Source organism: Streptomyces sp. NPDC048297 (genome assembly GCF_043201585.1).
GTDB lineage: Bacteria > Actinomycetota > Actinomycetes > Streptomycetales > Streptomycetaceae > Streptomyces.
In genome coordinates this window covers 1-23,502 of sequence record NZ_JBICZA010000031.1, presented here as the reverse complement: position 1 = coordinate 23,502, position 23,502 = coordinate 1, and the positions used below count along the sequence as shown (strand labels likewise).

Here is a 23,502-nt window from a genome sequence, read left to right as displayed (position 1 = left end):
GGAACGACGAGGAGGCCCACGCATGACACGCCCGATCACGGCAGGGGTGGACGGTACGCAGGAGAGCCTGGCCGCGCTGGACTGGGCGGCCAGGGAGGCCGTACGCCGGGGGCTGCCCCTGCGCGTGGTGCACGCGTGGCGCTACACCGAGTCGCTCGCCACGGCCGACCGGGACACCCAGTACGGCTGGGTGTCGGACGGGGTGGGGGAGGCCGTGCGCACCGTCTCCGGCCGGCACCCCGGGCTGGAGGTCCAGGTGGACGTCCTGGAGGGCGGGCCCGCGCGGACACTGTCCGGGGCCGCCGAGGACGCCGAGATGCTGGTCCTGGGCTCGCGCGGGCACGGTCCGCTGGTCGGGTTCCTGCTCGGTTCGGTCGGCCGGCACGTGATCGCCGAGACGACCCGGCCCGTGGTCCTGGTGCGGGCCGGGGACCAGCCGGCGCCGGAGGCCGCGGGGCGGGACGTCGTGGTGGGCCAGCACGGCGGCCCGCAGGACAGCGCGGCCGTGCTGCGGTTCGCGTTCGAGACGGCCGCGGCCCGCGGCGCCGGCGTCCGGGCCGTACGCGCCTGGACCCTGCCGCCCGTCTTCGCCTACAGCCCCGGTTCCCTGAAGCTCCTGGACGACGCCGGCGGTCTCGAGCCGTACGAGAAGCAGGCCCTGGCCGAGGCGCTGGCGCCCTGGCGGGAGCGCTTCCCGAAGGTGCCCGTGGCCGAGCACGTGGAGATGGGCAGCGCCGGGCAGGTGCTGCTGTCGGTGGCCGACCGGGCTCAGCTGATGGTCGTGGGCCGCCGGGCGCACCACACGGCCGTCGGCGCCCGCATCGGCTCGGTCGCGCACGGGGTGCTGCATCACGCCGTATGCCCGGTGGCCGTGGTCCCGGTGGAGCTGCCGACGCAGGGGTGAGCCGCCCCGTCGGCCGGGTGAGGCGGGGCGGGGTCGGACGGGGACGGGTGGGGCCGGGTGGGGCCGGGTGCCCGGGGGCGGGCGCCCGGCTCATGGCCTCGTCAGGAGGCCCGTGACAGGGCCAGTTCGGCGGCGGCGCGTACGGGGCCGTGGTGGACCGGGCCGTGACCGGGCAGCAGGGTGTCGCCGTCGAGTGCCCCGATCAGGTCCAGTGAGGCCATGGCCCGAGCACGGTCGTGCTGGAAGAAGTCGAGCACCAGCTGCGGCCCCTGGACCCGTGAGGTCGCATGGCCGCTGACCAGCGCGTCGCCCGTGATCACGATCCCGGCGTCGGGCAGGTGGTAGACGCAGTGGCCGTCCGTGTGGCCCGGGGTGTGCACGGGGACGGGGCGCCCCGGCAGGTCGAGCGCGCCCTGCGCCGGGAACGGCTCGGGAGCGGCGACCGGGTGGTCGGCGGTTCCACCCACACGGATCACGTGCACCGCCCACGGCACCACGCCCGGCCGCCAGGAGTTGCGCAGCACGTCCGCGATGGTGGCCTGCTGGAGGAAGTCCCGGCGCGCGTGCGGGACTTCCGCCGGGTGCAGATAGACCGGGGTGCCGTGGGTGCCGCGCAGGTACTCGGCGGAGCCCAGGTGGTCGTTGTGCGCGTGGGTGATCAGTACGGCGGCCACCGCCTGCGGTGAACTGCCGACTTCGGCGAGGGATTCGAGGAGGCCCTGCCGGTCCCCGGGGTAACCGGTGTCCACGAGGGTGACGGCGTCACCGTCCTTGAGGATCACCCAGTTGACGTGGTTGCCGTGCACCAGGAAGGTGCCGTCGGCGACTTGGTGTACCTCTGTGCGCATGATCTCCCAGCCCCTCGCGACAAAACGACGGGGACAGCCAACCAGACGCGGCCTCCGCGCGCGCGGTGGACGCGGACGACGCGGTGGGCACGGTGGGCACGGGTGGGCGGGTCACTGCACGCCGTGCGGCCGGAACTGGACGCTGATCCGGGGTCCCGTCGCGCGCGCGGTCTTGGGGACGCAGTGTTCCCAGGTGCGCTGGCATGAGCCGCCCATGACGATGAGGTCGCCGTGCCCCAGGGGCCGCCGGACCGTCTCGCCGCCGCCTTCCGCGGGCCGCAGCAGCAGGTCCCGGGGCGCGCCGACGGACAGGATCGCGACCATGGTGTCCTTGCGTGCGCCGCGCCCGATCCGGTCGCCGTGCCAGGCGACGCTGTCCTGACCGTCGCGGTAGAAGCACAGACCGGCGGTGGTGAACGGCTCGCCCAGCTCCTCGGCGTAGTGCGCGGTGAGGGTCGCGCGGGCCTCGATGAGCACCGGGTGGGGCAGGGGGGCGTCCGCGCGGTAGTGGGCGAGCAGGCGCGGGACGGCCACCACGTTGTCGTACATCTGGCGGCGTTCCTCCCGCCAGGGGACCTCTTCGGCGAGGAGTTCGAACAGGGTGTCGGCTCCGCTCAGCCAGTCCGGCAGTACGTCGATCCAGGCGCCGGCGCCCAGTTCGGTCCTGCGCAGCCCGTCGAGCGGACCGAGGCGCAGCTCGTCGGTCTGGTCGAACAGGGAGCCCTGGAGGTGGGTGGCCATGAGCTCAGCCTACTCCTTAATCGAAAATACGTTCCCATGAACGACGGCTGGGCCCTTTCGGCCTTTCGGTCTTTCGGTCTTTCGATACATCGATGTATCGGATACATTCGCGTATCGAACGGGAGGGAGAGCGGCGATGACGGCACAGGACACGGCCCGGCGGGTGACCAGGCGGCGCGCGCGGACACGGGCCAACCTGCTCGACGCCGCCTTCGCGGTCTTCGCCGCCAAGGGCTTCGGCCGGGTCTCCATCGAGGAGGTCTGCGAGGCCGCCGGCTACAGCCGGGGCGCCTTCTACTCCAACTTCGCCACCCTGGACGAGCTGTTCTTCGCCCTGTACCGGGACCGCGCCGACCTCATCGCCTCCCAGGTGGCCGACGCCCTCGCCCAGGACATGCCGGACCTCGACGTGCCCGCCTCCGTGGACCGCGTCACCGAGGTCCTGCTGCTCGACGTGGACTGGCTGCTCGTGAAGACCGACTTCCTGGTGCACGCGGCCCGCGACCCGGCCGTCGCCCAGGCCCTCCTCGACCACCGCACCCGGCTCCGGGAGGCCGTCGCCGACCGGCTCTTCCGGGCCCGGGGCCACACCGAACTGCCCGCCGTGCTCGGCGGCGTCGACAGCGCGGCCCGCGCGGTGGTCGCGGCCTACGACGGCGTCACCGTCCAGCTGCTGCTGGACAAGGACGTCGACGCGGCCCGCGCATGGCTGAAGCAACTGCTCACCGCCCTGCTGACCGACGGCAGCGGCACATCTGAACACGTCGCAGCCCCCTGAACACGTCGCAGCCCTCTCAACGAGTCGTATCCCCCTGATCGAGTCGCAGCCCCCTGAACGAGTCGTAGACGGACGTAGAGGAAGGGACATGGACGCCATGGACGCGGACGTCATCGTCGTCGGAGCGGGCCTCGCCGGCCTGGTCGCGGCGCACGAAATCACCAGCCGGGGCAAGCGGGTCGCCCTGGTCGAGCAGGAGAACGCCGCCAACCTCGGCGGCCAGGCGTTCTGGTCCCTCGGCGGGCTCTTCCTCGTCGACTCGCCCGAACAGCGCCGCCTCGGCATCAAGGACTCCTTCGACCTCGCCTGGAACGACTGGCGGGGCAGCGCCCGCTTCGACCGGCTCGACGACGAGGACGCGTGGGCGGTGCGCTGGGCCCGCGCCTACGTGGAGTTCGCGGCCGGCGAGAAGCGCTCCTGGCTCCAGGGGCACGGCATCGAACTGCTGCCGAGCGTCGGCTGGGCCGAGCGCGGCGACCTGCGGGCCGACGGCCACGGAAACTCCGTACCCCGCTTCCACATCTCCTGGGGCACCGGCACCGGGGTGGTCGAACCCTTCGTCCGCCGTGCCCGGCAGGCCGCCCGGGACGGACTGCTCACCTTCTACCACCGCCACCAGGTCGACGAACTCGTCATCGAGAACGGCGCGGCGCGCGGCGTGCGGGGCACCGTCCTCGCCGCCGACGACGCGCCGCGCGGGGTCGCCTCCAACCGCGACCGCATCGGCGCGTTCGAACTCACCGCCCAGGCCGTCGTCGTCACCAGCGGCGGCATCGGCGCCGACCACGACATCGTGCGCCGCTACTGGCCCGAGCGGCTCGGCAAGGCCCCCGCCGAGATGGTCACCGGCGTCCCCGCCTACGTCGACGGCCGCATGCTCGACATCAGCGCCGGGGCGGGCGTGCGCCTGGTCAACCGCGACCGCATGTGGCACTACACCGAGGGCCTGCGGAACTGGGACCCCATCTGGCACGGCCACGGCATCCGCATCCTGCCCGGCCCGTCCTCCATCTGGCTCGACGCCCTCGGCCGCCGCCTGCCCGACCCCTGCCTGCCCGGCTACGACACCCTCGGCACGCTCAAGTACCTGCGCACCACCGAGGACATCGCCGGGTACGACCACTCCTGGTTCGTCCTCACCCGGAAGATCATCGAGAAGGAGTTCGCCCTCTCCGGCTCCGAGCAGAACCCCGACATCACGGCCAAGGACCGCAAGGCCGTGCTCCGGGACCGGCTGCTGGGCAAGGGCGCCCCGGCGCCTGTCCAGGCCTTCGTCGACAAGGGCGCGGACTTCGTCACCGCGAACACCCTTGAGCGGCTGGTGGAGAAGATGAACGGCCTGACCGGCAAGGCGCTGCTGGACGCGGCCGAGGTGCGCGGCCAGATCGAGGCCCGCGACCTGCAGATGGCCAACCCCTACAGCAAGGACTCCCAGGTCCAGGGCATCCGCAACGCCCGCCGCTACATCGGCGACCGGCTCGGCCGGGTCGCCTCCCCGCACCGCATCCTCGACCCCGCCGCCGGACCACTGATCGGCGTCCGGCTGCACGTCCTGACCCGCAAGACCCTCGGCGGCATCCAGACCGACCTCGACTCCCGCGCCCTCGGCACCGACGGCGAACCTGTCGACGGTCTCTACGCGGCAGGCGAGGTGGCCGGCTTCGGCGGCGGAGGCGTCCACGGCTACAACGCCCTGGAGGGCACCTTCCTCGGCGGCTGCCTCTTCTCGGGCCGCGCGGCCGGCCGGCACGCGGCACGGCAGACGGGCTGATCTGCCGGGCCGGTGCGCGGTTCAGTGCGTCAGCAGCTCCGCCAGCACCGCCGCGTGACTCGTCTCCGGCGTCCTGGACGCCGTCAGCAGGGTCACCGGGCCCTCGCGGGCCGATCGCCTGAGGCCGTCGAGCAGTTCGGCGGCCCCGGGCTCCCGCAGTTCCGCCTCGTAGCGGCTCCGGAAGTCGTCGAACGAGCCCTCATGGCCGTGGTACCAGCGGCGCAGCTCCGTGGACGGCGTGAGTCCCTTCGGCCACTCGTCGTACGACGCCTCCTCCTTGGTCATCCCGCGCGGCCACAACCGGTCCACCAGCACACGCAGGCCGTCGTCGGGTTCGGGCGGGTCGTAGATCCGGCGTACGCGCACGCTCACGGGCGGGCCCTCCTCGGATCGTGGACGGTGCCGCGAGCGTACGCCGGGCGCCCCAAGACCCGGCGCCGCGACGCGGCGTGACGAGACGTGACGTGACCTGAACGAGGGGGAACGCCGACGGCCGACGCCTCTACTCTGTGCAGATCCAGTCCGCGCACAACCGATCACGTCCAGTCCGCGCACAACCGATCACGTCCAGTCCGCGCAGGACCGATCACGTCCAGTCCGTGCAGAACCGATCACGTCCAGTCCGTGCAGAACCGATCACGCCACCCTCCAAGGAGCGCACGTGACGTCATCCCGCAGACCGGCCGCACGACGGCGCATCGCAGTCCTCCGCCGCGAGGCGGTCCTCGCCACCGTCCCCGTGGCCGTGGCGGCGCTCCTCGGAGCCGGGGCCCCCACGGCGGCCGGCACGACCGGCGCGGCGGGCGCCGGCGACCCCTACTTCCCGCTCAGCGGCAACGGCGGCTACCACGTCCGCCACTACGACCTGACGCTGCGTTACGACACCTCCTCCCGGCACCTCGACGGCACGGCGGTGCTCACCGCCCGCGCCACCCAGCGGCTCAGCCGCTTCGACCTCGACCTCAAAGGCCTGAAGGTCACCGGCGTCACCGTCGACCACGCCACCGCCGGCTTCACCCGCAGCGGACAGGAACTCCTCGTCACCCCGCGCCATGCGCTCCACGAGGGCCAGTCGTTCCGGATCACCGTCACCTACAACGGCACGCCCAAGCCCGTCACGGACCCGGACGGCTCCGCCGACGGCTGGATCCCCACGGACGACGGGGCGTTCGTCGCGGGCGAACCGCAGGGCGCGATGACCTGGTTCCCGGCCAACACCCACCCGAAGGACAAGTCGTCGTACGACTTCACGATCACCGTCCCCGAGGGGCGCACCGCCGTGGCGGGCGGCATCCTGACCGGGCAGCACACCGCGCACGGCCGCACCACCTTCCGCTGGCACCAGCCCGAGCCGATGGCCGCGTACCTGGCCACCGCCACCGTCGGAAAGTTCACGCTGGAGCGGTACACGACGCCGGACGGCATCCAGGTGGTCAACGCCGTCGACCCGCGGGAGGCCCGGGACGCCGCGCCGGTGCTCAAGAAGCTGCCCTCCGTACTCGCCTGGGAGAGCAAGCTGTTCGGGCCGTACCCGTTCCGCGCCGCCGGCTCGATCGTCGATCACGCCCCGGACGTCGGCTACGCGCTGGAGACCCAGAGCCGGCCGGTCTACGACGCTGCACCCGACCTTTCCACCCTCGTCCACGAGAACGCCCACCAGTGGTTCGGCGACTCCGTCGCGCTGACCGCGTGGAAGGACATCTGGCTCAACGAGGGCTTCGCCACCTACACGGAGTGGCTCTACAGCGAGCAGCACGGCGGCCCGAGCGCCCAGAAGACCTTCGACGCGCTCTACGCCCGGCCCGCGGGCGACGACCTGTGGGCCTTCCCGCCCGGCGACCCGGGCAGCGGCAAGAACATCTTCGACACCCCGGTCTACGACCGCGGCGCCATGACCCTGCACGAACTGCGCGGGGCCGTCGGCGACCGGGCCTTCCTGCGGATCCTGCGCGCCTGGGCGAGCGAACACCGGGGCGGACACGGCACGACGGCCCAGTTCGTGAAGCTCGCCGAGCGCCTGTCCGGCAAGAACCTCGACGCGCTCTTCCACACCTGGCTCTACGCCAAGGGCAAACCGGACCGCGCCTGACCCGCCCCGGGTACGGCCCCACCGTCACCGCTCGCGCGGGCCCCGCGGAGAGCCGTACCCGGTCAGCGGCTCTCCGTCTCAGCGGCGCAGCGCCTGCGCCGCCGTGGCTGTCACCGCGTCGGCCAGGGCCGCGAGTGCGGGGGAGTCGAGTTTCCACTGCTGCCAGTACAGGGTGACGTCCATCGAGGCGTGCGGGGTGAGACGGACGAGGCGGTCCTCGCGCAGCAGCGGGCGGGTCTGGGACTCCGGGACCATGCCCCAGCCGAGGCCCGCGGCGACGGCGGTGACGAAACCCTCCGAGGTGGGCACGTGGTGCCGCAGCGGGCCGGCGCCGGTGCCGCCCACCCGGCGCACGAAGCGGTCCTGGAAGTCGTCCTTGCGGTCGAAGACCACGACGGGCGCCTCGGGCAGCACGTCAGGCAGCGGTCCGGCGAGGTGACGGCCGGCGAAGCCGGGCGCCGCCACCGGCAGGTACCGCATCCTGCCGAGCGGCCGGACCGAGCAGCCGGGCACCGGATCGGGCGAGGAGGTCACGGCGGCCATCACGAGCCCCTCGCGCAGCAGAGCCGCCGTGTGGCCCTCGTCCTCGCGGCGCAGTTCGAGGCAGATCCCCGAAACCCGGGTCAGGGCGTCGAGGAACCAGGTGGCCAGCGAGTCCGCGTTGACCGCGACCGACACCCGGGTCGGCTCCCCGGCGCCGCTCAGCCCCAGCTCCGCGTGCGCGTCCAGCTCCAGCCGGGCCAGCTGACGGGCGTACCGCACCAGCACCGCGCCGGACTCCGTCGGCCGTACCGGCTTGGTGCGCTGGAGCAGTACGCGGCCCGTGCGCTGCTCCAGCGCCTTGACCCGCTGGCTGACCGCCGACGGCGTCACATGCAGCGCCGCCGCGGCCGCGTCGAAGGTGCCCTCGTCCACCACCGCCAGCAGCGTCCGCACCTGGTCCAGGGGAAGCTCCGTCATCACGAGCACTAAGGGTACGTAAGAATCTTTAGCTGTACCCGCAGTGATCGTGAACCTAGCGTCGAGGGCATGAACCACGCCCTGACCGCCGCTGCCGCCGGATTCGGCTCCGGCCTCTCCCTGATCGTCGCCATCGGCGCCCAGAACGCCTTCGTCCTGCGTCAGGGAGTGCGCCGCGACGCCGTACTCGCCGTGGTCGGCATCTGCGCGCTCTCGGACGCGCTGCTCATCGCGCTCGGGGTCGGCGGCGTCGGCGCGGTGGTCGTGGCCTGGCCCGGGGCGGTGCGGGCGGTCGGTCTGGTCGGCGGGGCCTTCCTGCTCTGCTACGGCGCCCTCGCCGCCCGCCGCGTCCTGCGGCCCGGCACCGGGCTGCGCACGGAGGGAGAGGCGGCGGGCTCGCGCCGGCGGGCGGTGCTCACCTGCCTGGCACTGACCTGGCTCAACCCGCACGTCTATCTGGACACCGTCTTCCTGCTCGGCTCCCTCGCCGCCGACCGCGGCCCGCTGCGCTGGACCTTCGGCCTGGGCGCGGCCCTGGCCAGCCTGTGCTGGTTCGCCGCCCTCGGCTTCGGCGCCCGGCTGCTCGGCCGCTTCCTCGCCCGGCCCACCGCCTGGCGGGTCCTGGACGGCCTGGTCGCCCTCACGATGCTGGGCCTCGGGGTGATGCTCGTCACCGGAGCGTGAGCGAGCGCCGGATCGTGAGCAAACGGTTCGGCAGGCACGGGAGTTGCTGCGATAGTGAGGCTCGAATCGAAAGATGTATCGAGCAACCAGGAAATCCGTGGACACGAGCGAGAGCAGCAGCACCGGCGGCACCAGCCCTGGCACCGGCGGCCCCGGTACCGGTACTGGCGACACCGGCCCCGGCACCGAGGCCGACACCGCCTCCCCGGCGGCCGAACCGGCCCCGACCCGGCGCGGCTGGCGCCGCTGGGCGATGGACACCCGCCCCCTGCGCATCCCGGCCTACCGGCGCCTGTGGTCGTCGACCGTCGTCACCGCCGTCGGCAGCCAGCTCACCGCCGTCGCCGTCCCCAAGCAGATCTACGACATCACCCACTCCTCGGCCTGGGTCGGCTACGCGAGCCTCGCCGGTCTGGTGCCCATGGTCGTGTTCGCGCTGTGGGGCGGCGCGGTCGCCGACACGGTCGACCGGCGCAGGCTCATGCTGGTCACCAACAGCGGCATCGCGGTGACCTCGCTGCTGTTCTGGGCGCAGGCCGCCGCCGGGACGGACTCCGTGTGGGTCCTGATGCTGCTGTTCGCCGCGCAGCAGGCGCTCTTCGGGCTGAACTCCCCGGCCCGCAGCGCCTCCATCGCCCGTCTGGTACCGGCCGGGGAACTGCCCGCCGCGAACGCGCTCGGCGCGACCGTGATGCAGACGGGCCTGGTGGTGGGGCCGCTGCTGGCCGGGGCGCTGATCCCGGTCGTCGGCCTGTCCTCGCTGTATCTCATCGATGCGCTCGCCCTGTGCGTCACCGTGTGGGCCGTCTTCCGGCTCCCCGCGATGACGCCGCTGGGCGAGCCGGCCACGCGGCGGGCGGGGCTGCGGGAGATCGCGGCGGGGTTCCGCTACATCGCCGGGCACAAGGTGCTGCTGCTGTCCTTCCTCGCCGACATCGTCGCCATGGTCTTCGGCATGCCCCGTGCCCTGTACCCGCAGCTGGCCGCGCAGACGTACGCCTCCTACGGCGAAGGGCTCGCGCTCGGCGTGCTGTTCGCCGGCATCGCGGTGGGCGCGGTGCTGGGCGGACTGTTCTCCGGGGTGTTCTCGCGGGCGCGGCGGCACGGCTGGATGGTCATCGGGGCGGTGGTCGCCTGGGGCCTGGCCATCACCGGGCTCGGCCTGAGCGCCAGCCTGTGGGTGGCGCTGGTCTTCCTGGCCGCCGCGGGCGTGGCCGACATGGTCTCGATGGTCTTCCGGCAGGCGATCCTGCTGTCCGCGGCGACCGACGAGATGCGCGGCCGGATGCAGGGCGTGTTCACGGTCGTCGTCGTGGGCGGGCCGCGCCTCGCCGACGTGCTGCACGGCACCGCCGGCGCGGCGTTCGGCCCCCGGGCCGCCGTGGCCGGCGGCGGCGTGCTCGTCGTCGTCGTGATGCTGGTGCTGGCCGCCGCGGTCCCGGCGCTGCGCCGCTACCGGATCTGACGCCCGCACCCCTCGCTGCCCGCTCCGGCGCTCTACACCGGCCGCTGGCGCCGGACCGCGTACTGGTCCATCAGCTTGCCGCGGGTCGTCTCCAGGCGGTGGGCGAGGATCTCGGCGACCGTGCGCACCAGCGACAGTCCGAGCAGGGGGTCCTCCACGGACAGCGCGAGCACGGAGGGCCCGTCGAACTCGTACGCCCGTACGTTGCTGAAGGCCACCGCCCCGAAGTCCCACCGGTAGGGCGGGAACAGCCAGGACCAGCCGAGCATGTCACCCGCGCCGAGTGTGGCGACGGTGACGTGCTGCCGGGAGGTGACCTGCTGGTCGAGGGAGACCGCGCCGGAGCGGATCACCCAGAAGCGGTCGGCGGTGCCGCCCGCCTCGAAGATCCGGGAGTCCTCCGCGAAGGAGACCTCCTTGGCCAGCTCCATCAGGCGCTCGCGCTGTGCCTGGGGCAGGGCGGTCAGCAGTTTTATCGCTTTGGTCATGGCGCGGGGCTCCTCGCCGGCGGCGGTTCGGGGTGCTTTCCCTAAGCCCATTTCAGCCGCTGCCGCCGCGCCGAGCACCTCGAAGGAATCGGGTTTCGCCCGGTGAGCCGTGCCGGAGACAGAAAAAAGCCCTGGCTGGACGGGGGAGACCAGCCAGGGCCGTATGCGGTGATGCCGAAACAGACGCGCGGAGGGGGAATCCGGCTTCTCTCCGTCACCACGTATGTATGAACGATAAACCATCTCGGTGGCGTTCACACAACCAGGAACGAGTGACGTGAGCCGTTTCACTCGTCCGTCACCCGTCCGGCGTCACCCGTCCGGAGCCGGGCCCGGCCCACCGTCACTTCTTCGGCCGCTCGACGCGCAGACCGAGGGGCCGCGCGAGGCCCGTCACCGCCTCGTCCAGGCGCTGGAGATGCCGCAGGACCCGGTCGGTCACCCTGCCGTAGCGGGGGGTGCTCAGGGTGCCCGGCTCCAGCATCGACGCGATGCTCGGGCCGGTCTCGATCTCGGCCGTGGAGCGCGGGTCCCGGACGTGCGCGGCGATCGCCTCGATGTTGTGCACGATCCGCGCGCACACACCGCGCAGCCGCGGATCCGCCGCGATCGACGGATGGGTCGGCAGCAGTTCGGCGGTGGCCGCGAGCGAACGCCCGTGGTAGGCGCACGTCTCCAGCAGCGCCACGACGTACTGGGCGGTGTTCCGGCGGGCGCGCAGCGGGGTCAGACGCTGGGTCAGCGGCTGTGTACCGGCCCGCAGATCCGCCAGCGCCTGGTCCAGGTCGCGCGCCTTGTCCACCAGATCGGCGTGCGGATTGCCGCTCAGCTGGTCCACGGCCGCCCGGGTGAGGTCCGCCAGTTCGTCGAGGACGGTGACGAGCAGCTCGTTGGTCCGCCGGTCGGTGTTGACCGGCAGCACCACCGCCGCCGCGAACACCCCGCAGGCCGCGCCCAGTGCCGTCTCCTCGACGCGCAGCACCAGCACCGACAGGCTGTACGTGTTCAGCAGCGTGTACAGCAGCCCCAGAGCCGCCGTCACGAAGAACGACATCAGCGTGTAGGACAGGGGCGCGGAGTAGAACATCGCGAAGACGAACACCAGCACCAGCGCGAACGCCGTCCATGTGTGATGCCCGACCAGCCCGGCGAGCGCGATACCGGCCACCACGCCGAGGACCGTGCCGAGCAGCCGCCGGTAGCCCTTCACCAGGATCTCCCCGGTGGACGAGGTGTTGACGAACACGATCCAGCAGGTCAGCACCGCCCAGTACCAGCGGTTGCTGGACAGCAGCTCACCCCCGGTGATGGCGAGGCAGGAACCCACCGCCACCTGCACGGCCGCCCGGGTGGTCGGTCGTCGCAGCCCGGTCGGCGCCGCCTCGGCCTGGCTCTCCTCGCTGCTCTCGATGGCGGCGTCCTCGGCGTCCAGTTCCTCGCGGGAGCGTGCCGTCGCCGGGGAGTCCGCGGACTCGTCCTGGGGCCCCTCCAGCGCGGTCCGCAGTCCGACCACGGCCCGCGCCAGCTCGCCGAGCCCGCGGAAGACGTCCTGCACCGGCGGGGACGCCCGCGGCAGGTGGTCCTCCTCGCGGTACCCCAGCAGCCGGTTGCGCAGGTGCGCCAACGCCGTGCCCGAGGCCTCGCCGGCCGGCCGCACCACCAGCAGGTGCAGCGCCTCCAGGTCCCGGCGCAGCGCGGCGCTCGCCTCGTCCCGCACCGGCAGCTCACCGCCCGTCGGCACCGGGGCCCCCGGCAGGTGCAGGGTGAGTGTGTCGGTCCGCTCGGCGCTGCGCGCGGTCAGCAGCATCAGCCCGAGCCGCTCGGCCGCGACCTCGGTGTCGGCGACCCGGCGCTGCAGCAGCCGCGCCACCGCCTCGTCGGAGGTGCCGTCCTCGAGCCTGCCCTGGATCATCAGCGCCGTCTCGTGCAGCCGGGCGGTGCCGGTGCGCACGTCGTCCAGGACCTTGTCCACGTCGCCGGGACCGGCGTCCAGCAGCGCGATCTGAGCGGTGATCAGCTGGCCGAGCCGGACGCGGAAGGCCCGCCGCAGCCTGCCCAGCGTGCCCGCCGGGTTCCCCGGCAGCAGCACGAACCGGGCGACGGCACTGCACCCGAACGCGAGGGCGATGACGGCGTACAGGGAGGGCAGGGCGTGGGTGGTCGCCTGGACGAACAGCGACAGGAAGTAGATCTGGAAGCCGATCAGGCCGAGTGCCGTCCCGCGGTCGCCGAACCGGCGGCTGTAGACGGCGCAGAACATGAGCGCGACGAAGAACAGGTCACCGACCACGACCCACTGGTTCAGGACCGCGCACAGGGTCACCGAGACCAGCGCCACCGGCAGGCCCAGGGCGAGGGTGACGGCCTGCTGGGAGCGCTGCTTCTCCCGGATGGCGAAGGTCGCGACCATCGCGGCCACGGCCCCCGCCACCAACTGGGGCACGGGAACACCCAGCAGGGCCAGCACGGCGAGGGTGAGGGCGATGGAGGTCACCGTGCGCAGCCCCGCGGCGAGCCGCAGCAGTCCGGGATCGGACGCCGCGAGCCGGTTCCACAACCGCAGGTGCACCGCTCGTCCCACCGCCCTCACGCCGCCGCGCTCTCTCCCGTGTCAACCGTGATCTTCGACCAGCATCGTACGAGGTCCCGGATCACCCGCCGTTCGAGGAGGCCGGCGTCCGCGACGACCGGGCCGGCTCAGGAACTGCCGGCCGCGTCGCCCTCCACCTCGGTGCGGACCTGGTCCTGCGTCAGATAGGAGTCCGTGTACTCGAAGTCCTTCAGCCGGGCGGGCCTGCGTGTCTGGAAGCCGGTGCGGACGAAATCGTCACCGGCGACCGCGTTCAGCAGCCAGTTGGTCATGACCCGGACCTTGGCGACGTTGGTGCGCAGCGCCGACCAGTGGTAGCCGCGGGCCACCAGCTGGGCGAGGACGCCGCGCAGTTCGATGCCCAGCGGCTTGGACACGGCGTCCTTGCCGCCCAGGTCGACGACCAGGCCCAGGTCCTTGTGGACGTACGGCTGCAACGGTTGCCCGCGCAGCGCCGCGATGACGTTGTCCGCGACCTTCTTGCCCTGGCGCATGGCGTGCTGGGCCGTGGGCGGGCAGATCGCACCCTTCTCGTGCTTGGCGAGGTCCGGTACGGCCGCCGCGTCCCCCAGGGCGAACACCCCGTCGTGGCCCGGCACGGTCATCTCCGGGGTGACGACGAGCCGACCGCGCACCGTCTCGGCACCCAGCGTGCCGATGAGCGGGCTGGCGGCCACACCCGCCGTCCAGATCAGGGTGTGGGTCGGCACCACCCGGCCGTCGGTGAAGGTGACCTCGTCCTCGCTCACCTTCTCGACGGACACGCCCAGCGAGATCTCGATGCCGCGACGGCGCAGGATCTCCTGCGCGCTGCGGCCGAGTTTGTCGCCCAGCTCCGGCATGAGCTTCGGCGCGATGTCGATCAGGTGCCACTTGATCAGGCTCGGGTCGAGGCGCGGATAGCGCTGTACGGCCGCGTGCGTGAGGCGTTGCAGGCAGGCCGCGGTCTCGGTGCCCGCGTATCCGCCGCCGACCACCACGAACTGCAGCCGGGCGGCGCGCTCGGCCGGGTCGTCGCTCGCGTCCGCGAGGTCCAGTTGCGAGATGACGTGGTCGCGGACGTAGGCGGCCTCGGCGAGCGTCTTCATCCCGAACGCGTGGTCGGTCAGGCCCGGGATGTCGAAGGTGCGGGTCACGCTGCCCGGCGCCAGCACGAGATAGTCGTAGCTCTCGTTGACGACCTCGTCGGTGATGGTGCGGATGACGGCCACCTTGGCCTGGAGGTCCAGGCCGATCACGCCGCCCGGGATGATCCGGGTGCGGTACTTCTTGCTGCGGCGCAGGGAGACGGCGATCGACTGCGGGGTGAGCACCCCGGAGGCGACCTGGGGCAGCAGGGGGAGGTAGAGCTGGTAGGAGAACGGCGTCACCAGCGCGACGTCGGCCTCGTCCGGGGCGAGTTTCCGCTCCAGCCGGCGCACGCTCTCGACGCCGGCGAAGCCCGCCCCCACCACCAGGATCCTGGGTCGTGTCACGGTGTTCATCCCTTTCTGCGGCTCCAGGCCGTTAGGACTTCACGCCGCTCGCATGCCCTGGACCGTTGCCACCACATCGATCCCACCGTGCCCGGGGTCGTTGCGCCAGCCGGGTAAGGCAGGCAGACGAATGCGTGGGCACCAGCATGCCCCACCAGCGCGGATGAATCCGGATCTCGCACAGATTTACGTCGTACTGCTGTCTTTCACGTCTGTCGTTCACGTCTGTCACTCACGGCGTACCGCTGTCGTCGGGTCACCACGGCAGGAATACGTGAATGTCCTTACCGTGGTCCTCCACGACCACGCTGACCTGGTCGCACAGCGTGTGCAGCAGGTGCCAGCCGATCCCGCCGCCGCCCTTCGCCGGATGGAAGGGACGTGGCCTGGGGCGGACGGTGCTGGTGTCGTGCAGGGTCACGTGCACCCCGTCGAAGGTGCGCCGCAGCACAAGACCGAAGGGCCCCGGCGCGTACTGGATCGCGTTGGCGGCCAGCTCGGTGACGACGAGCAGGATGTCGTCCCAGGAGTCGGGCGCGCAGGGCGGGGCGTCCCGGGCGAGGACGCCGAGGAACTCCTCCGCGGCCAGCCGCGCGCCGGTCACATTGCGCAGCTCACCCGGGAAGGAGAACGCACGCTCGTAGCGCTCCTCCGAAAGCGGTGCACCGTTCCACCGCGGTGGCTCCGTCGCCATCTCAGATTCTCCGGCCCCGCCCACCGGGCCCTCCTCGGCCTCGCGGACGGGGCGATCGCCGCTGCCGAACACCCCCGCACCGGGCGGGTTCCCACAGCAGAGCCGAGTACGCACCCGCCCCGACGTCACCTACCGCCTCGACGGCCCATCCGTGCCTACCGGAAGACGTTGTCCTGCTCGTCCCAGTCGGACGGTTGTGCCGGGGACCGTTGTGGGGTCGTGGTGGAGCGGGTCTCGTACATGGCGTCGATCTCGGCGGCGTAGCGGCGGGCTATGGCGTGGCGGCGCAGCTGCATGGACGGTGTGAGCAGGCCGTTGCCGGTGGCGAAGGGCTCCTGGAGGATGCGGTGGACGCGGATGGACTCCGCGCGGGACACCGTGCTGTTGGCCGCGGCGACCGCGCGGGCGATCTCCTCCCGCAGCGCGTTCTCCTCGCGCGCCTCCCGGCCCGGCACACCGCCCGGCAGGGCCAGCGCGGCCCGCCAGTGCGCCAGGAACTCCGGGTCCAGGGTGATCAGCGCGCCCACGCAGGGCCGGTCGTGGCCGACGACCAGCGCCTGGTGCACCAGTGGATGCATGCGCAGCCGCCGCTCCAGCGGCGCCGGGGCCACGCTCTTGCCGCTGCTCGTGACGATCACGTCCCGCTGGCGGCCGGTGATCGTCAGATAGCCCTCCGGGTCCAGCCGCCCGATGTCCCCGGTGGCCAGCCAGCCACCGCGCACCGCGGCCCGGGTCGCCGCGGGGTCGCCGACATAGCCCTGGAACACGGACGGGCCGCGCACCAGGATCTCCCCGTCGTCGGCCACCTCGATCTCGGTGCCCGGCACCGGCCGGCCCACGGTCCCCGACTTCTCCCGGCCCAGCGGCTGCATCGTGATCCCGCCGGAGACCTCCGTCAGCCCGTAGCCGTCGTTGACGTACACGCCGATGCCCTCGAAGAACAGGGACAGCTCCCGGTCGAGGGAGGAACCGCCCGACGTGCCCCGCAGGACACGCCCGCCGAGCGCGGACCGCAGCTTGCGGTAGACGGTCCGCTCGTACACGGCGTGCTGCAGCCGCAGGTCGAGGCCGGGGCCCGGCCCGGTGCCCAGCCGCCGGCGCTCCTCGGCCCCGGCGAAGTCCCGCGCGGTCCGCGCCGCCCGCTCGAACAGCGCGCCCCGGCCCGCCCGCTGGGCCGTGCGCAGGAACGTCTTGTACAGCTTCTCGAACACCGACGGCACGCCGTACAGATAGGTCGGCCGGAACGTGCGCAGCGCCGAGCCGAGGGCCTCCCCGCCCGCCTCCGGCTCGTACGCCATCAGGACCCGGCCGCGCAGACAGATCTGCTGGACCATGATCCCGTACACGTGCGAGAACGGCAGGAACGCCAGCACCGAGGGCTGCTCACCCGGCGGCGTCGCGGTGTGCACCCAGCCCGTCAGCAGGGTGTCGCACGGGTAGGCCAGGTTGCCGTGGCTCAGTGCGCAGCCGAGCGGCCGGCCCGAGGTGCCGGAGGTGTAGGCGACGACCGCCGTCGCGTCCGGCAGCACGATCCGGCGCAGTGACTCCACCGTGGTCAGCGGGACCGTCCTGCCCTGCTCCACCAGCCGGGACAGCGCGCCCGCGTCCAGCTGCCACACGTGCCGCAGCCGGGTCAGCCCCGCGCATATCGTGCCGACCGTCATCACGCCCTGTTCGTCCTCGACCGCCACGGCCACACACCCGGCGTCCCGCAGGATCCACTCCACCTGCTCCCGCGACGCCGCGGGATGGATCGGTACGACCTCCGCGCCGACCGTCCACAGGGCGTTCGACAGCAGCGTCCACTCGTAGCGGGTACGGACCATCAGGGCCACGCGATGGCCCGGCGAGACACCGGCGGCGACCAGGCCCTTGGCCAGGTCGACCACCGCGTCCCGCAGCTCGATCGCCGTGATCTCCTCCCACACGGAGGAGGACGGATCGGCGCGCCGCGCGAGCACCGGCAGCGTCGGATCGCTCACGGCGGTCTCGAAGACGGTGTCGGCGAGCCCGCCGGCGGGCGGCGGGCTGAAGGGCGGAGCGGGTGCGACCTCGCGCATGCGCGGCTCCCGGGTGTGCGGAGGGTGACCCCGTCGACCGGCTCTGTCGTCGGCGGTGCTCGAATGTAGCCCAGGCAACCGGTTTCGGGGCCCCGAAGGGGGAAGTCGTGATCGGATGTCGACACGAGGGGCGGTCGTGGGTCCGTACGACCCCGACCGCCCCTCGTCGCGCCCCGCCGGTACCCGCCCGCACCCGCGGGTTCAGCGCATCGGCGTCAGCCAGACCGTGGCGAGCGGCGGCAGCGTGAGCCGCAGGTGTCCGTCCTCGGGCTTGAGCGCGCCGGGGGCGCCGACGGTGACACCGCCGCCGCCGTACTTCGCCGCGTCGGTGTTCAGCGCCTCCTGCCAGCCGGGAACGTCCTCGGGGACCCACAGGCGGTAGTCGTCACGGATCACGGGGGAGAAGTTCGACACCGCCAGCAGAGGGGGGCCCTGGTGGTCGTAGCGCAGGAACGCGAAGACGTTGTCGTCCGCCGCGTCGCACAGCACCCACCGGAACCCGGCCGGATCGGTGTCCCGCTGCCACAGCGCCGGCGTGGCCCGGTACAGCGTGTTCAGGTCGCGGACCAGATCCCGCACGCCCCGGTGGTCGCCCGCGGAGTGGTAGTCGTCGTCCAGCAGCCACCACTCCGGGCCGTGCTCCTCGGACCACTCGGCTCCCTGGGCGAACTCCTGGCCCATGAAGAGGAGTTGCTTGCCGGGGTGCGCCCACATGAAGCCCAGATACGCGCGGTGGTCGGCGCGCCGCTGCCACCAGTCGCCCGGCATCTTCGACACCAGGGCCTGCTTGCCGTGCACGACCTCGTCGTGGGAGATGGGCAGGACGTAGTTCTCGCTGTACGCGTACACCATCGAGAACGTCATCTCGTTGTGGTGGTACTTGCGGTGCACCGGCTCGTGCTGGATGTACTGCAGCGAGTCGTGCATCCAGCCCATGTTCCACTTCAGCCCGAACCCGAGCCCGCCGCTGTCCGTCGGCCGGGTCACCCCGTCCCAGGCGGTGGACTCCTCGGCGATGGTCACCACACCCGGGCAGCGCCGGTAGACGGTGGCGTTCATCTCCTGGAGGAAGGCGACGGCGTCCAGGTCCTCCCGCCCGCCGAACACGTTCGGCGCCCACTGCCCGGAGTCACGGGAGTAGTCGAGGTAGAGCATGGAGGCGACGGCGTCCACGCGCAGCCCGTCGATGTGGAACTCCTCGCACCAGTACACCGCGTTGGCCACCAGGAAGTTGCGCACCTCGGTCCGGCCGAAGTCGAACTCGTACGTCCCCCAGTCCGGGTGCTCCGCCCGCCGGGAGTCCCCGGGCTCGTACAGCGGGTCCCCGTCGAACCGGCCCAGCGCCCAGTCGTCCTTGGGGAAGTGCGCCGGCACCCAGTCCATGATCACGCCGATCCCGGCCCGGTGCAGGGCGTCGATCAGGTACTTGAAGTCGTCCGGTGAGCCGAGGCGGGGGGTCGGCGCGTAGTAGGAGGTGACCTGGTAGCCCCAGGACCCGCTGAACGGGTGCCCGGCGACCGGCATCAGCTCCACGTGCGTGAAGCCCATCTCCTTGACGTATGCGGGCAGTTCGTCCGCGAGTTGACGATACGTCAGCCCGGGGCGCCAGGAGGGCAGATGCACCTCGTACACGGAGAACGGCGCCTCGTGCACGGGCGTGTCGCCCCGGTGGGCCATCCACTCCGCATCGCCCCACTCGTACCGCGACACCGCCACGACGGACGCCGTCGCGGGCGGCATCTCCGTGCGCCGGGCCATCGGGTCGGCCTTCAGGAACCGGCCGCCGTAACGGGACGTGATCTCGAACTTGTACCGGGCGCCCTCACCGACACCCGGCACGAACAGCTCCCACACACCGGACGCGCCGAGCGAGCGCATCGGGTACTGCGTGCCGTCCCAGTAGGTGAAGTCACCGGCGACCCGCACTCCTTGGGCGTTCGGCGCCCACACGGTGAAGCGGGTGCCGGCCACGCCCTGGTGGGTCATCGGCTCGGCGCCCAGCGCCTGCCACAACTGCTCGTGCCGGCCCTCGCGGACGAGGTGCAGGTCGAGTTCGCCGAGCGCGGGCAGGAAACGGTACGGATCCTCCACCTCCTGCTCGGCGTCGTCGTACGTCACCAGGAGCCGGTAGGCGGGGATCTCCTGGTACGGCAGCATCGCGGCGAAGAGCCCGCCGCCCTCGGAGACGAGGGGGGCCTGCGTGCCGTCCACCAGGACGCTCACGGCGCGGGCGTTCGGCCGCAGCGTCCGGAACAGGACGCCGCCCGGTGCCGGATGCGCGCCGAGCAGGGCGTGCGGATCGTGATGGGCGCCGCCGAGCAGGCGCGCCCGGTCGCCCGGGTCGAGGGCAACGGCCGACGGCCGCACGGGGCCCGCGGACTCGGGGAGCGAGGTGTCGCGCAGTGCCATCGCTCAGCCTCCCCACACCGCGAGCCGCTTGATCGCGGCCATCGGGACCGGCAACCAGTCCGGCCGGTGTCTCGCCTCGTACAGCACCTCGTACACCGCCCTGTCCGTCTCGTGCGCGCGCAGCAGCGCGTGCTTCTTGCGTGGATCCCATCCGGCCCGCGCGGCATAGCCCGCGCAGAACGCCTCCCGGCAGCGGCGCGCCCATTCGGGTCGCCAGGGGCGGCGCTGCCGGGCCGCGTAGTCGAAGGAGCGCAGCATCCCGGCGATGTCCCGCACCGGGGAGTGCGCGGCCCGTCGCTCGGCGAGCGGACGGGAGGGCTCGCCCTCGAAGTCGATGACGAACCAGTCGCGTCCGGCCTGCAGCACCTGCCCGAGATGCAGGTCGCCGTGGATGCGCTGGGCCGGCGGCCCGGCGTCGCAGGTCGCCAGCGCGCCGAACGCGGCCCGCAGCCCGGGTACGTACGGACGCAGTCCGGGCACGGCGTGCGCGGCGGCGTCCAGCCGCGCGCACATCGCCTCCGCCGTACGGCCGTTGTCGCCCGGTCCGGCCGGCGGGAACGCCTCGGCCAGCGACAGGTGCACCTCGGCCATGGCCCGGCCCAGTTCACGGGCCTCGGTGGTGAACTCGTCGCCCGAGGCCAGGGCGCTCAGCGCCAGCGTCCAGCCGTCCGTCGCGTCGGGCAGGAACGGCTGCACCACACCCAGCGTCGCCGGGCGCGGCGCGGTCGTACTGAACCAGGCCACCGGCGCGGGTACCCGGCGGCAGCCCTGCGCGGCCAGCGCCCCCGGCACCTCCAGGTCGGGGTTGACGCCCGGCTGGATACGGCGGAACACCTTCAGGATGTACGAATCGCCGTACACGATCGACGAGTTCGACTGCTCGGCGTCCAGCAGCCGCGGGGGCAGTCCGCCGGGCAGCAGGGCCTCCGGGGCCGTCTCGAAGCGCAGCGGACCCGCCGAGCCGGGCTGCCGCAGCCGCTCCAGGAGCAGGTGGGCGGAGCGCGGGTCGTGCAGCGCGTCGTACACCGCGAGGCCGGCGAACGCACCCTGCTCGGCGCGGCCGATGTACGCCCGTTCCAGGCGCGGCGCGAGCTGCTCGCGCACACCGAGCAGCAGTTGGTAGCAGTCGCCGGGCGGGGGAGTGCCGCCGGGGGTGGGCACCGGGGCGTGCGAGGCGTGCACGAGCAGGTGCAGACAGCCCGGGTACAGCTCGGTCATGGACAGCACCGACAGATCGGTGACCGGCCGGTCCTTTCCGGCGAACCAGCGTTGTTCCGGCAGCCATTCGCGCAACAGCCCGCTCAGCGAGGCCAGGGGCCGTTCGGCGCCGGCCGCGGTGGTGGGCCGGAGCGTGATGGTCTTCGGCATGGTGGGGCGTCCTTTCCTCGGCGCCGGGCGCTCAGGGGCGGCGGCCGATGCGGGATGCGACCCGGGTGAGCCGGAACCAGTAGAAGCCGTGACCCGCCAGGGTCAGCAGGTACGGCAGTTCGCCGATGGCCGGGAACCGCACCCCGCCGATCAGCTCCACGGGGTGCCTGCCGTCGAAGACCCGCAGATCGAGTTCGGTGGGCTGGGCGAAGCGGGAGAAATTGTGCACGCACAGCACGAGGTCGTCCTCGTACTCCCGCAGGAACGCGAGGACCGCCGGGTTGGACGACTGCAGTTCGGTGTAGGACCCCAGTCCGAAGGCAGGATTCTGCTTACGGATCTCGATCATGCGGCGGGTCCAGTGCAGCAGGCTGGACGGGGACGACATGGAGGCTTCCACGTTGGTGACCTGGTAGCCGTAGACGGGATCCATGATCGTGGGGAGGTAGAGGCGCCCGGGGTCCGATGTCGAGAAGCCGGCGTTGCGGTCGGGGGTCCACTGCATGGGGGTGCGGACGGCGTCGCGGTCGCCGAGCCAGATGTTGTCGCCCATGCCGATCTCGTCGCCGTAGTAGAGGATCGGCGAGCCGGGCAGGGAGAGCAGGAGCGCGGTGAAGAGTTCGATCTGGTTGCGGTCGTTGTCGAGGAGGGGGGCGAGGCGGCGGCGGATGCCGATGTTGGCGCGCATACGCGGGTCCTTCGCGTATTCGGCCCACATGTAGTCGCGTTCCTCGTCGGTGACCATTTCGAGGGTCAGCTCGTCGTGGTTGCGCAGGAAGATGCCCCACTGGCAGCCGGAGGGGATGGCGGGGGTCTTGGCGAGGATCTCGGAGACGGGGTAGCGGGATTCGCGGCGCACGGCCATGAAGATGCGGGGCATGACGGGGAAGTGGAACGCCATGTGGCATTCGTCGCCGCCCGATTGGTAGTCGCCGAAGTAGTCGACGACGTCCTCGGGCCACTGGTTGGCCTCGGCCAGCAGCACGGTGTCCGGGTACTGGGCGTCGATCTCCTTGCGCACGCGCTTGAGGAAGGCGTGCGAGGCGGGCAGGTTCTCGCAGTTGGTGCCCTCCTCGGCGTACAGGTAGGGGACCGCGTCGAGCCGGAACCCGTCGATGCCGAGGTCGAGCCAGAACTTCAGGGCGGCCAGGATCTCCTCCTGCACGGCCGGGTTCTCGTAGTTGAGGTCCGGCTGGTGCGAGAAGAAGCGGTGGAAGAAGTACTGGCCGCGCACCGGGTCGAAGGTCCAGTTGGAGGCTTCGGTGTCGACGAAGATGATGCGCGCGTCCTCGTAGCGCTTGTCGTCGTCGGCCCACATGTAGAAGTCGCCATAGGGTCCGTCGGGGTTCTGGCGGGACTCCTGGAACCACGGGTGCTGGTCGCTGGTGTGGTTCATGACGAAGTCGATGATGACGCGCATGCCGCGCTGGTGGGCGGCGTCGACGAACTCGACGAAGTCGGCGAGGTCGCCGAACTCGGGCAGGACGGCCGTGTAGTCGGAGACGTCGTAACCGCCGTCACGCAGGGGTGACTTGAAGAACGGCGGGAGCCAGAGGCAGTCCACGCCGAGCCACTGCAGGTAGTCCAGCTTGGCGGTCAGACCCTTCAGGTCGCCGATGCCGTCGCCGTTGCTGTCCTGGAAGGAGCGGACCAGGACCTCGTAGAAGACGGCGCGTTTGAACCACTCCGGGTCCCGGTCCCTGGCGGGAGTGTCCTCGAAGGTGTCCAGCACGGGTTCGTTGACAGTCATGACGCTGCGGGCCCTCCGTTCTGGGGCGTCGATCGCCCGACGTGGAGCACGTGCGCCGGCACCCGGCCCGGCGTGAGGCACACGTAGTTGGTCCTGCCCCAGTGGTAGGTCTCCCCTGTCAGTTCGTCGTGCACGGACAGGGCAGCGTTCCAGTCCAGGCCGAGTTGCGGCATGTCCAACGAGACCGTGGCCTCCTGGGTGTGGTGCGGGTCGAGGTTGACGACCACGACGACCGTGTCCGTACCCGTGCTCTTGCTGTAGGCGAGCACGGCATCGTTGTCGGTCTCATGGAAGCGGAGATTCCGCAGGCGCTGTAGCGCGGGGTGCCGGCGCCGGATGGCGTTGAGGCGGGTGACGAGGGGGGCGATGGTGCGGCCCTCGCGGGCGGCGGCCTCCCAGTCGCGTGCTGTGAGCTGGTACTTCTCCGA

The 23,502-nt window shown here is 72.1% G+C and carries 19 protein-coding genes; 6 read left to right on the top strand and 13 right to left on the bottom strand.

Annotated elements, in window-relative coordinates:
* Window positions 1-22 precede the first annotated feature (22 nt).
* Window positions 23-904 (top strand): universal stress protein, encoded by an 882-nt coding sequence (locus ACGFYV_RS28570; RefSeq protein ID WP_393881370.1) that lies wholly within the window; start codon window positions 23-25, stop codon window positions 902-904.
* A gap of 101 nt (window positions 905-1,005) precedes the next feature.
* Here ACGFYV_RS28570 and ACGFYV_RS28565 read toward each other — a convergent pair whose 3' ends face one another.
* The gene (locus ACGFYV_RS28565) at window positions 1,006-1,752 is read right to left on the bottom strand and encodes an MBL fold metallo-hydrolase (protein WP_393881369.1); all 747 of its coding nucleotides are present in this window, start codon (window positions 1,750-1,752) and stop codon (window positions 1,006-1,008) included.
* A gap of 111 nt (window positions 1,753-1,863) precedes the next feature.
* Window positions 1,864-2,493 (bottom strand): alpha-ketoglutarate-dependent dioxygenase AlkB, encoded by a 630-nt coding sequence (locus ACGFYV_RS28560; RefSeq protein ID WP_393881368.1) that lies wholly within the window; start codon window positions 2,491-2,493, stop codon window positions 1,864-1,866.
* Between the two features lie 136 nt (window positions 2,494-2,629).
* On the opposite strand from ACGFYV_RS28560, the gene ACGFYV_RS28555 reads away from it, so the two are divergent.
* Together ACGFYV_RS28555 and ACGFYV_RS28550 are read left to right on the top strand one after the other, a co-directional pair.
* A complete protein-coding gene (locus ACGFYV_RS28555) occupies window positions 2,630-3,271 on the top strand; it encodes a TetR/AcrR family transcriptional regulator (RefSeq protein WP_393881367.1) in 642 nt (213 codons plus the stop codon).
* A gap of 97 nt (window positions 3,272-3,368) precedes the next feature.
* Entirely contained in the window at window positions 3,369-5,042 is a 1,674-nt protein-coding gene (locus tag ACGFYV_RS28550) for an FAD-binding dehydrogenase (RefSeq protein WP_393881445.1), read from the top strand.
* Window positions 5,043-5,063: 21 nt separating this feature from the next.
* Here ACGFYV_RS28550 and ACGFYV_RS28545 read toward each other — a convergent pair whose 3' ends face one another.
* On the bottom strand, window positions 5,064-5,414 hold the full coding sequence (locus ACGFYV_RS28545) for a DUF488 domain-containing protein (protein WP_393881366.1): 351 nt from the start codon (window positions 5,412-5,414) through the stop codon (window positions 5,064-5,066).
* A 289-nt stretch (window positions 5,415-5,703) separates the two neighbouring features.
* Here ACGFYV_RS28545 and ACGFYV_RS28540 point away from each other — a divergent pair, with 289 nt between their 5' ends.
* Window positions 5,704-7,131 carry a M1 family metallopeptidase gene (locus tag ACGFYV_RS28540; protein WP_393881365.1) on the top strand — a complete coding sequence of 476 codons (1,428 nt, stop codon included), beginning with the start codon at window positions 5,704-5,706 and terminating at the stop codon, window positions 7,129-7,131.
* 78 nt (window positions 7,132-7,209) lie between these two features.
* Here ACGFYV_RS28540 and ACGFYV_RS28535 read toward each other — a convergent pair whose 3' ends face one another.
* The gene (locus tag ACGFYV_RS28535) at window positions 7,210-8,094 is read right to left on the bottom strand and encodes a LysR family transcriptional regulator ArgP (protein WP_393881364.1); all 885 of its coding nucleotides are present in this window, start codon (window positions 8,092-8,094) and stop codon (window positions 7,210-7,212) included.
* Between the two features lie 66 nt (window positions 8,095-8,160).
* On the opposite strand from ACGFYV_RS28535, the gene ACGFYV_RS28530 reads away from it, so the two are divergent.
* Complete coding sequence (locus tag ACGFYV_RS28530) at window positions 8,161-8,775, top strand: LysE/ArgO family amino acid transporter (RefSeq protein WP_393881363.1); 615 nt, start codon at window positions 8,161-8,163, stop codon at window positions 8,773-8,775.
* A gap of 97 nt (window positions 8,776-8,872) precedes the next feature.
* Complete coding sequence (locus tag ACGFYV_RS28525) at window positions 8,873-10,240, top strand: MFS transporter (RefSeq protein ID WP_393881362.1); 1,368 nt, start codon at window positions 8,873-8,875, stop codon at window positions 10,238-10,240.
* A 32-nt stretch (window positions 10,241-10,272) separates the two neighbouring features.
* On the opposite strand, the gene ACGFYV_RS28520 is transcribed toward ACGFYV_RS28525, so the two are convergent.
* From ACGFYV_RS28520 to ACGFYV_RS28480, 9 genes are all read right to left on the bottom strand, one after another.
* The gene (locus ACGFYV_RS28520) at window positions 10,273-10,728 is read right to left on the bottom strand and encodes a cyclic nucleotide-binding domain-containing protein (RefSeq protein ID WP_393881361.1); all 456 of its coding nucleotides are present in this window, start codon (window positions 10,726-10,728) and stop codon (window positions 10,273-10,275) included.
* 343 nt (window positions 10,729-11,071) lie between these two features.
* Window positions 11,072-13,309, bottom strand: a complete 2,238-nt coding sequence (locus ACGFYV_RS28515; protein WP_393881360.1) for an FUSC family protein — start codon at window positions 13,307-13,309, stop codon at window positions 11,072-11,074.
* A 116-nt stretch (window positions 13,310-13,425) separates the two neighbouring features.
* Window positions 13,426-14,802 carry an NAD(P)/FAD-dependent oxidoreductase gene (locus tag ACGFYV_RS28510; RefSeq protein WP_393881359.1) on the bottom strand — a complete coding sequence of 459 codons (1,377 nt, stop codon included), beginning with the start codon at window positions 14,800-14,802 and terminating at the stop codon, window positions 13,426-13,428.
* 247 nt (window positions 14,803-15,049) lie between these two features.
* Entirely contained in the window at window positions 15,050-15,487 is a 438-nt protein-coding gene (locus ACGFYV_RS28505; RefSeq protein WP_393881358.1) for an ATP-binding protein, read from the bottom strand.
* A 155-nt stretch (window positions 15,488-15,642) separates the two neighbouring features.
* A complete protein-coding gene (locus ACGFYV_RS28500) occupies window positions 15,643-17,547 on the bottom strand; it encodes an AMP-dependent synthetase/ligase (protein WP_393881357.1) in 1,905 nt (634 codons plus the stop codon).
* 201 nt (window positions 17,548-17,748) lie between these two features.
* Entirely contained in the window at window positions 17,749-19,956 is a 2,208-nt protein-coding gene (gene glgB, locus ACGFYV_RS28495) for a 1,4-alpha-glucan branching enzyme (RefSeq protein ID WP_393881356.1), read from the bottom strand.
* Window positions 19,957-19,959: 3 nt separating this feature from the next.
* Window positions 19,960-21,324 (bottom strand): maltokinase, encoded by a 1,365-nt coding sequence (locus ACGFYV_RS28490; protein WP_393881355.1) that lies wholly within the window; start codon window positions 21,322-21,324, stop codon window positions 19,960-19,962.
* Window positions 21,325-21,355: 31 nt separating this feature from the next.
* The gene (gene treS / locus ACGFYV_RS28485; RefSeq protein ID WP_393881354.1) at window positions 21,356-23,074 is read right to left on the bottom strand and encodes a maltose alpha-D-glucosyltransferase; all 1,719 of its coding nucleotides are present in this window, start codon (window positions 23,072-23,074) and stop codon (window positions 21,356-21,358) included.
* The coding region (locus tag ACGFYV_RS28480) for a DUF3459 domain-containing protein (RefSeq protein WP_393881353.1) at window positions 23,071-23,502 on the bottom strand (432 nt) is incomplete at its 5' end. The genes treS and ACGFYV_RS28480, both read right to left, overlap by 4 nt.

Coding starts and splice junctions, on each gene's coding strand:
- ACGFYV_RS28520 (WP_393881361.1), bottom strand. CDS start 10,728: ATGACCAAAGCGATAAAACTGCTGACCGCCCTGCCCCAGGCACAGCGC.
- ACGFYV_RS28565 (WP_393881369.1), bottom strand. CDS start 1,752: ATGCGCACAGAGGTACACCAAGTCGCCGACGGCACCTTCCTGGTGCAC.
- ACGFYV_RS28530 (WP_393881363.1), top strand. CDS start 8,161: ATGAACCACGCCCTGACCGCCGCTGCCGCCGGATTCGGCTCCGGCCTC.
- ACGFYV_RS28555 (WP_393881367.1), top strand. CDS start 2,630: ATGACGGCACAGGACACGGCCCGGCGGGTGACCAGGCGGCGCGCGCGG.
- ACGFYV_RS28505 (WP_393881358.1), bottom strand. CDS start 15,487: ATGGCGACGGAGCCACCGCGGTGGAACGGTGCACCGCTTTCGGAGGAG.
- treS (WP_393881354.1), bottom strand. CDS start 23,074: ATGACTGTCAACGAACCCGTGCTGGACACCTTCGAGGACACTCCCGCC.
- ACGFYV_RS28570 (WP_393881370.1), top strand. CDS start 23: ATGACACGCCCGATCACGGCAGGGGTGGACGGTACGCAGGAGAGCCTG.
- ACGFYV_RS28500 (WP_393881357.1), bottom strand. CDS start 17,547: ATGCGCGAGGTCGCACCCGCTCCGCCCTTCAGCCCGCCGCCCGCCGGC.
- ACGFYV_RS28560 (WP_393881368.1), bottom strand. CDS start 2,493: ATGGCCACCCACCTCCAGGGCTCCCTGTTCGACCAGACCGACGAGCTG.
- ACGFYV_RS28510 (WP_393881359.1), bottom strand. CDS start 14,802: ATGAACACCGTGACACGACCCAGGATCCTGGTGGTGGGGGCGGGCTTC.
- glgB (WP_393881356.1), bottom strand. CDS start 19,956: ATGGCACTGCGCGACACCTCGCTCCCCGAGTCCGCGGGCCCCGTGCGG.
- ACGFYV_RS28550 (WP_393881445.1), top strand. CDS start 3,369: ATGGACGCGGACGTCATCGTCGTCGGAGCGGGCCTCGCCGGCCTGGTC.
- ACGFYV_RS28490 (WP_393881355.1), bottom strand. CDS start 21,324: ATGCCGAAGACCATCACGCTCCGGCCCACCACCGCGGCCGGCGCCGAA.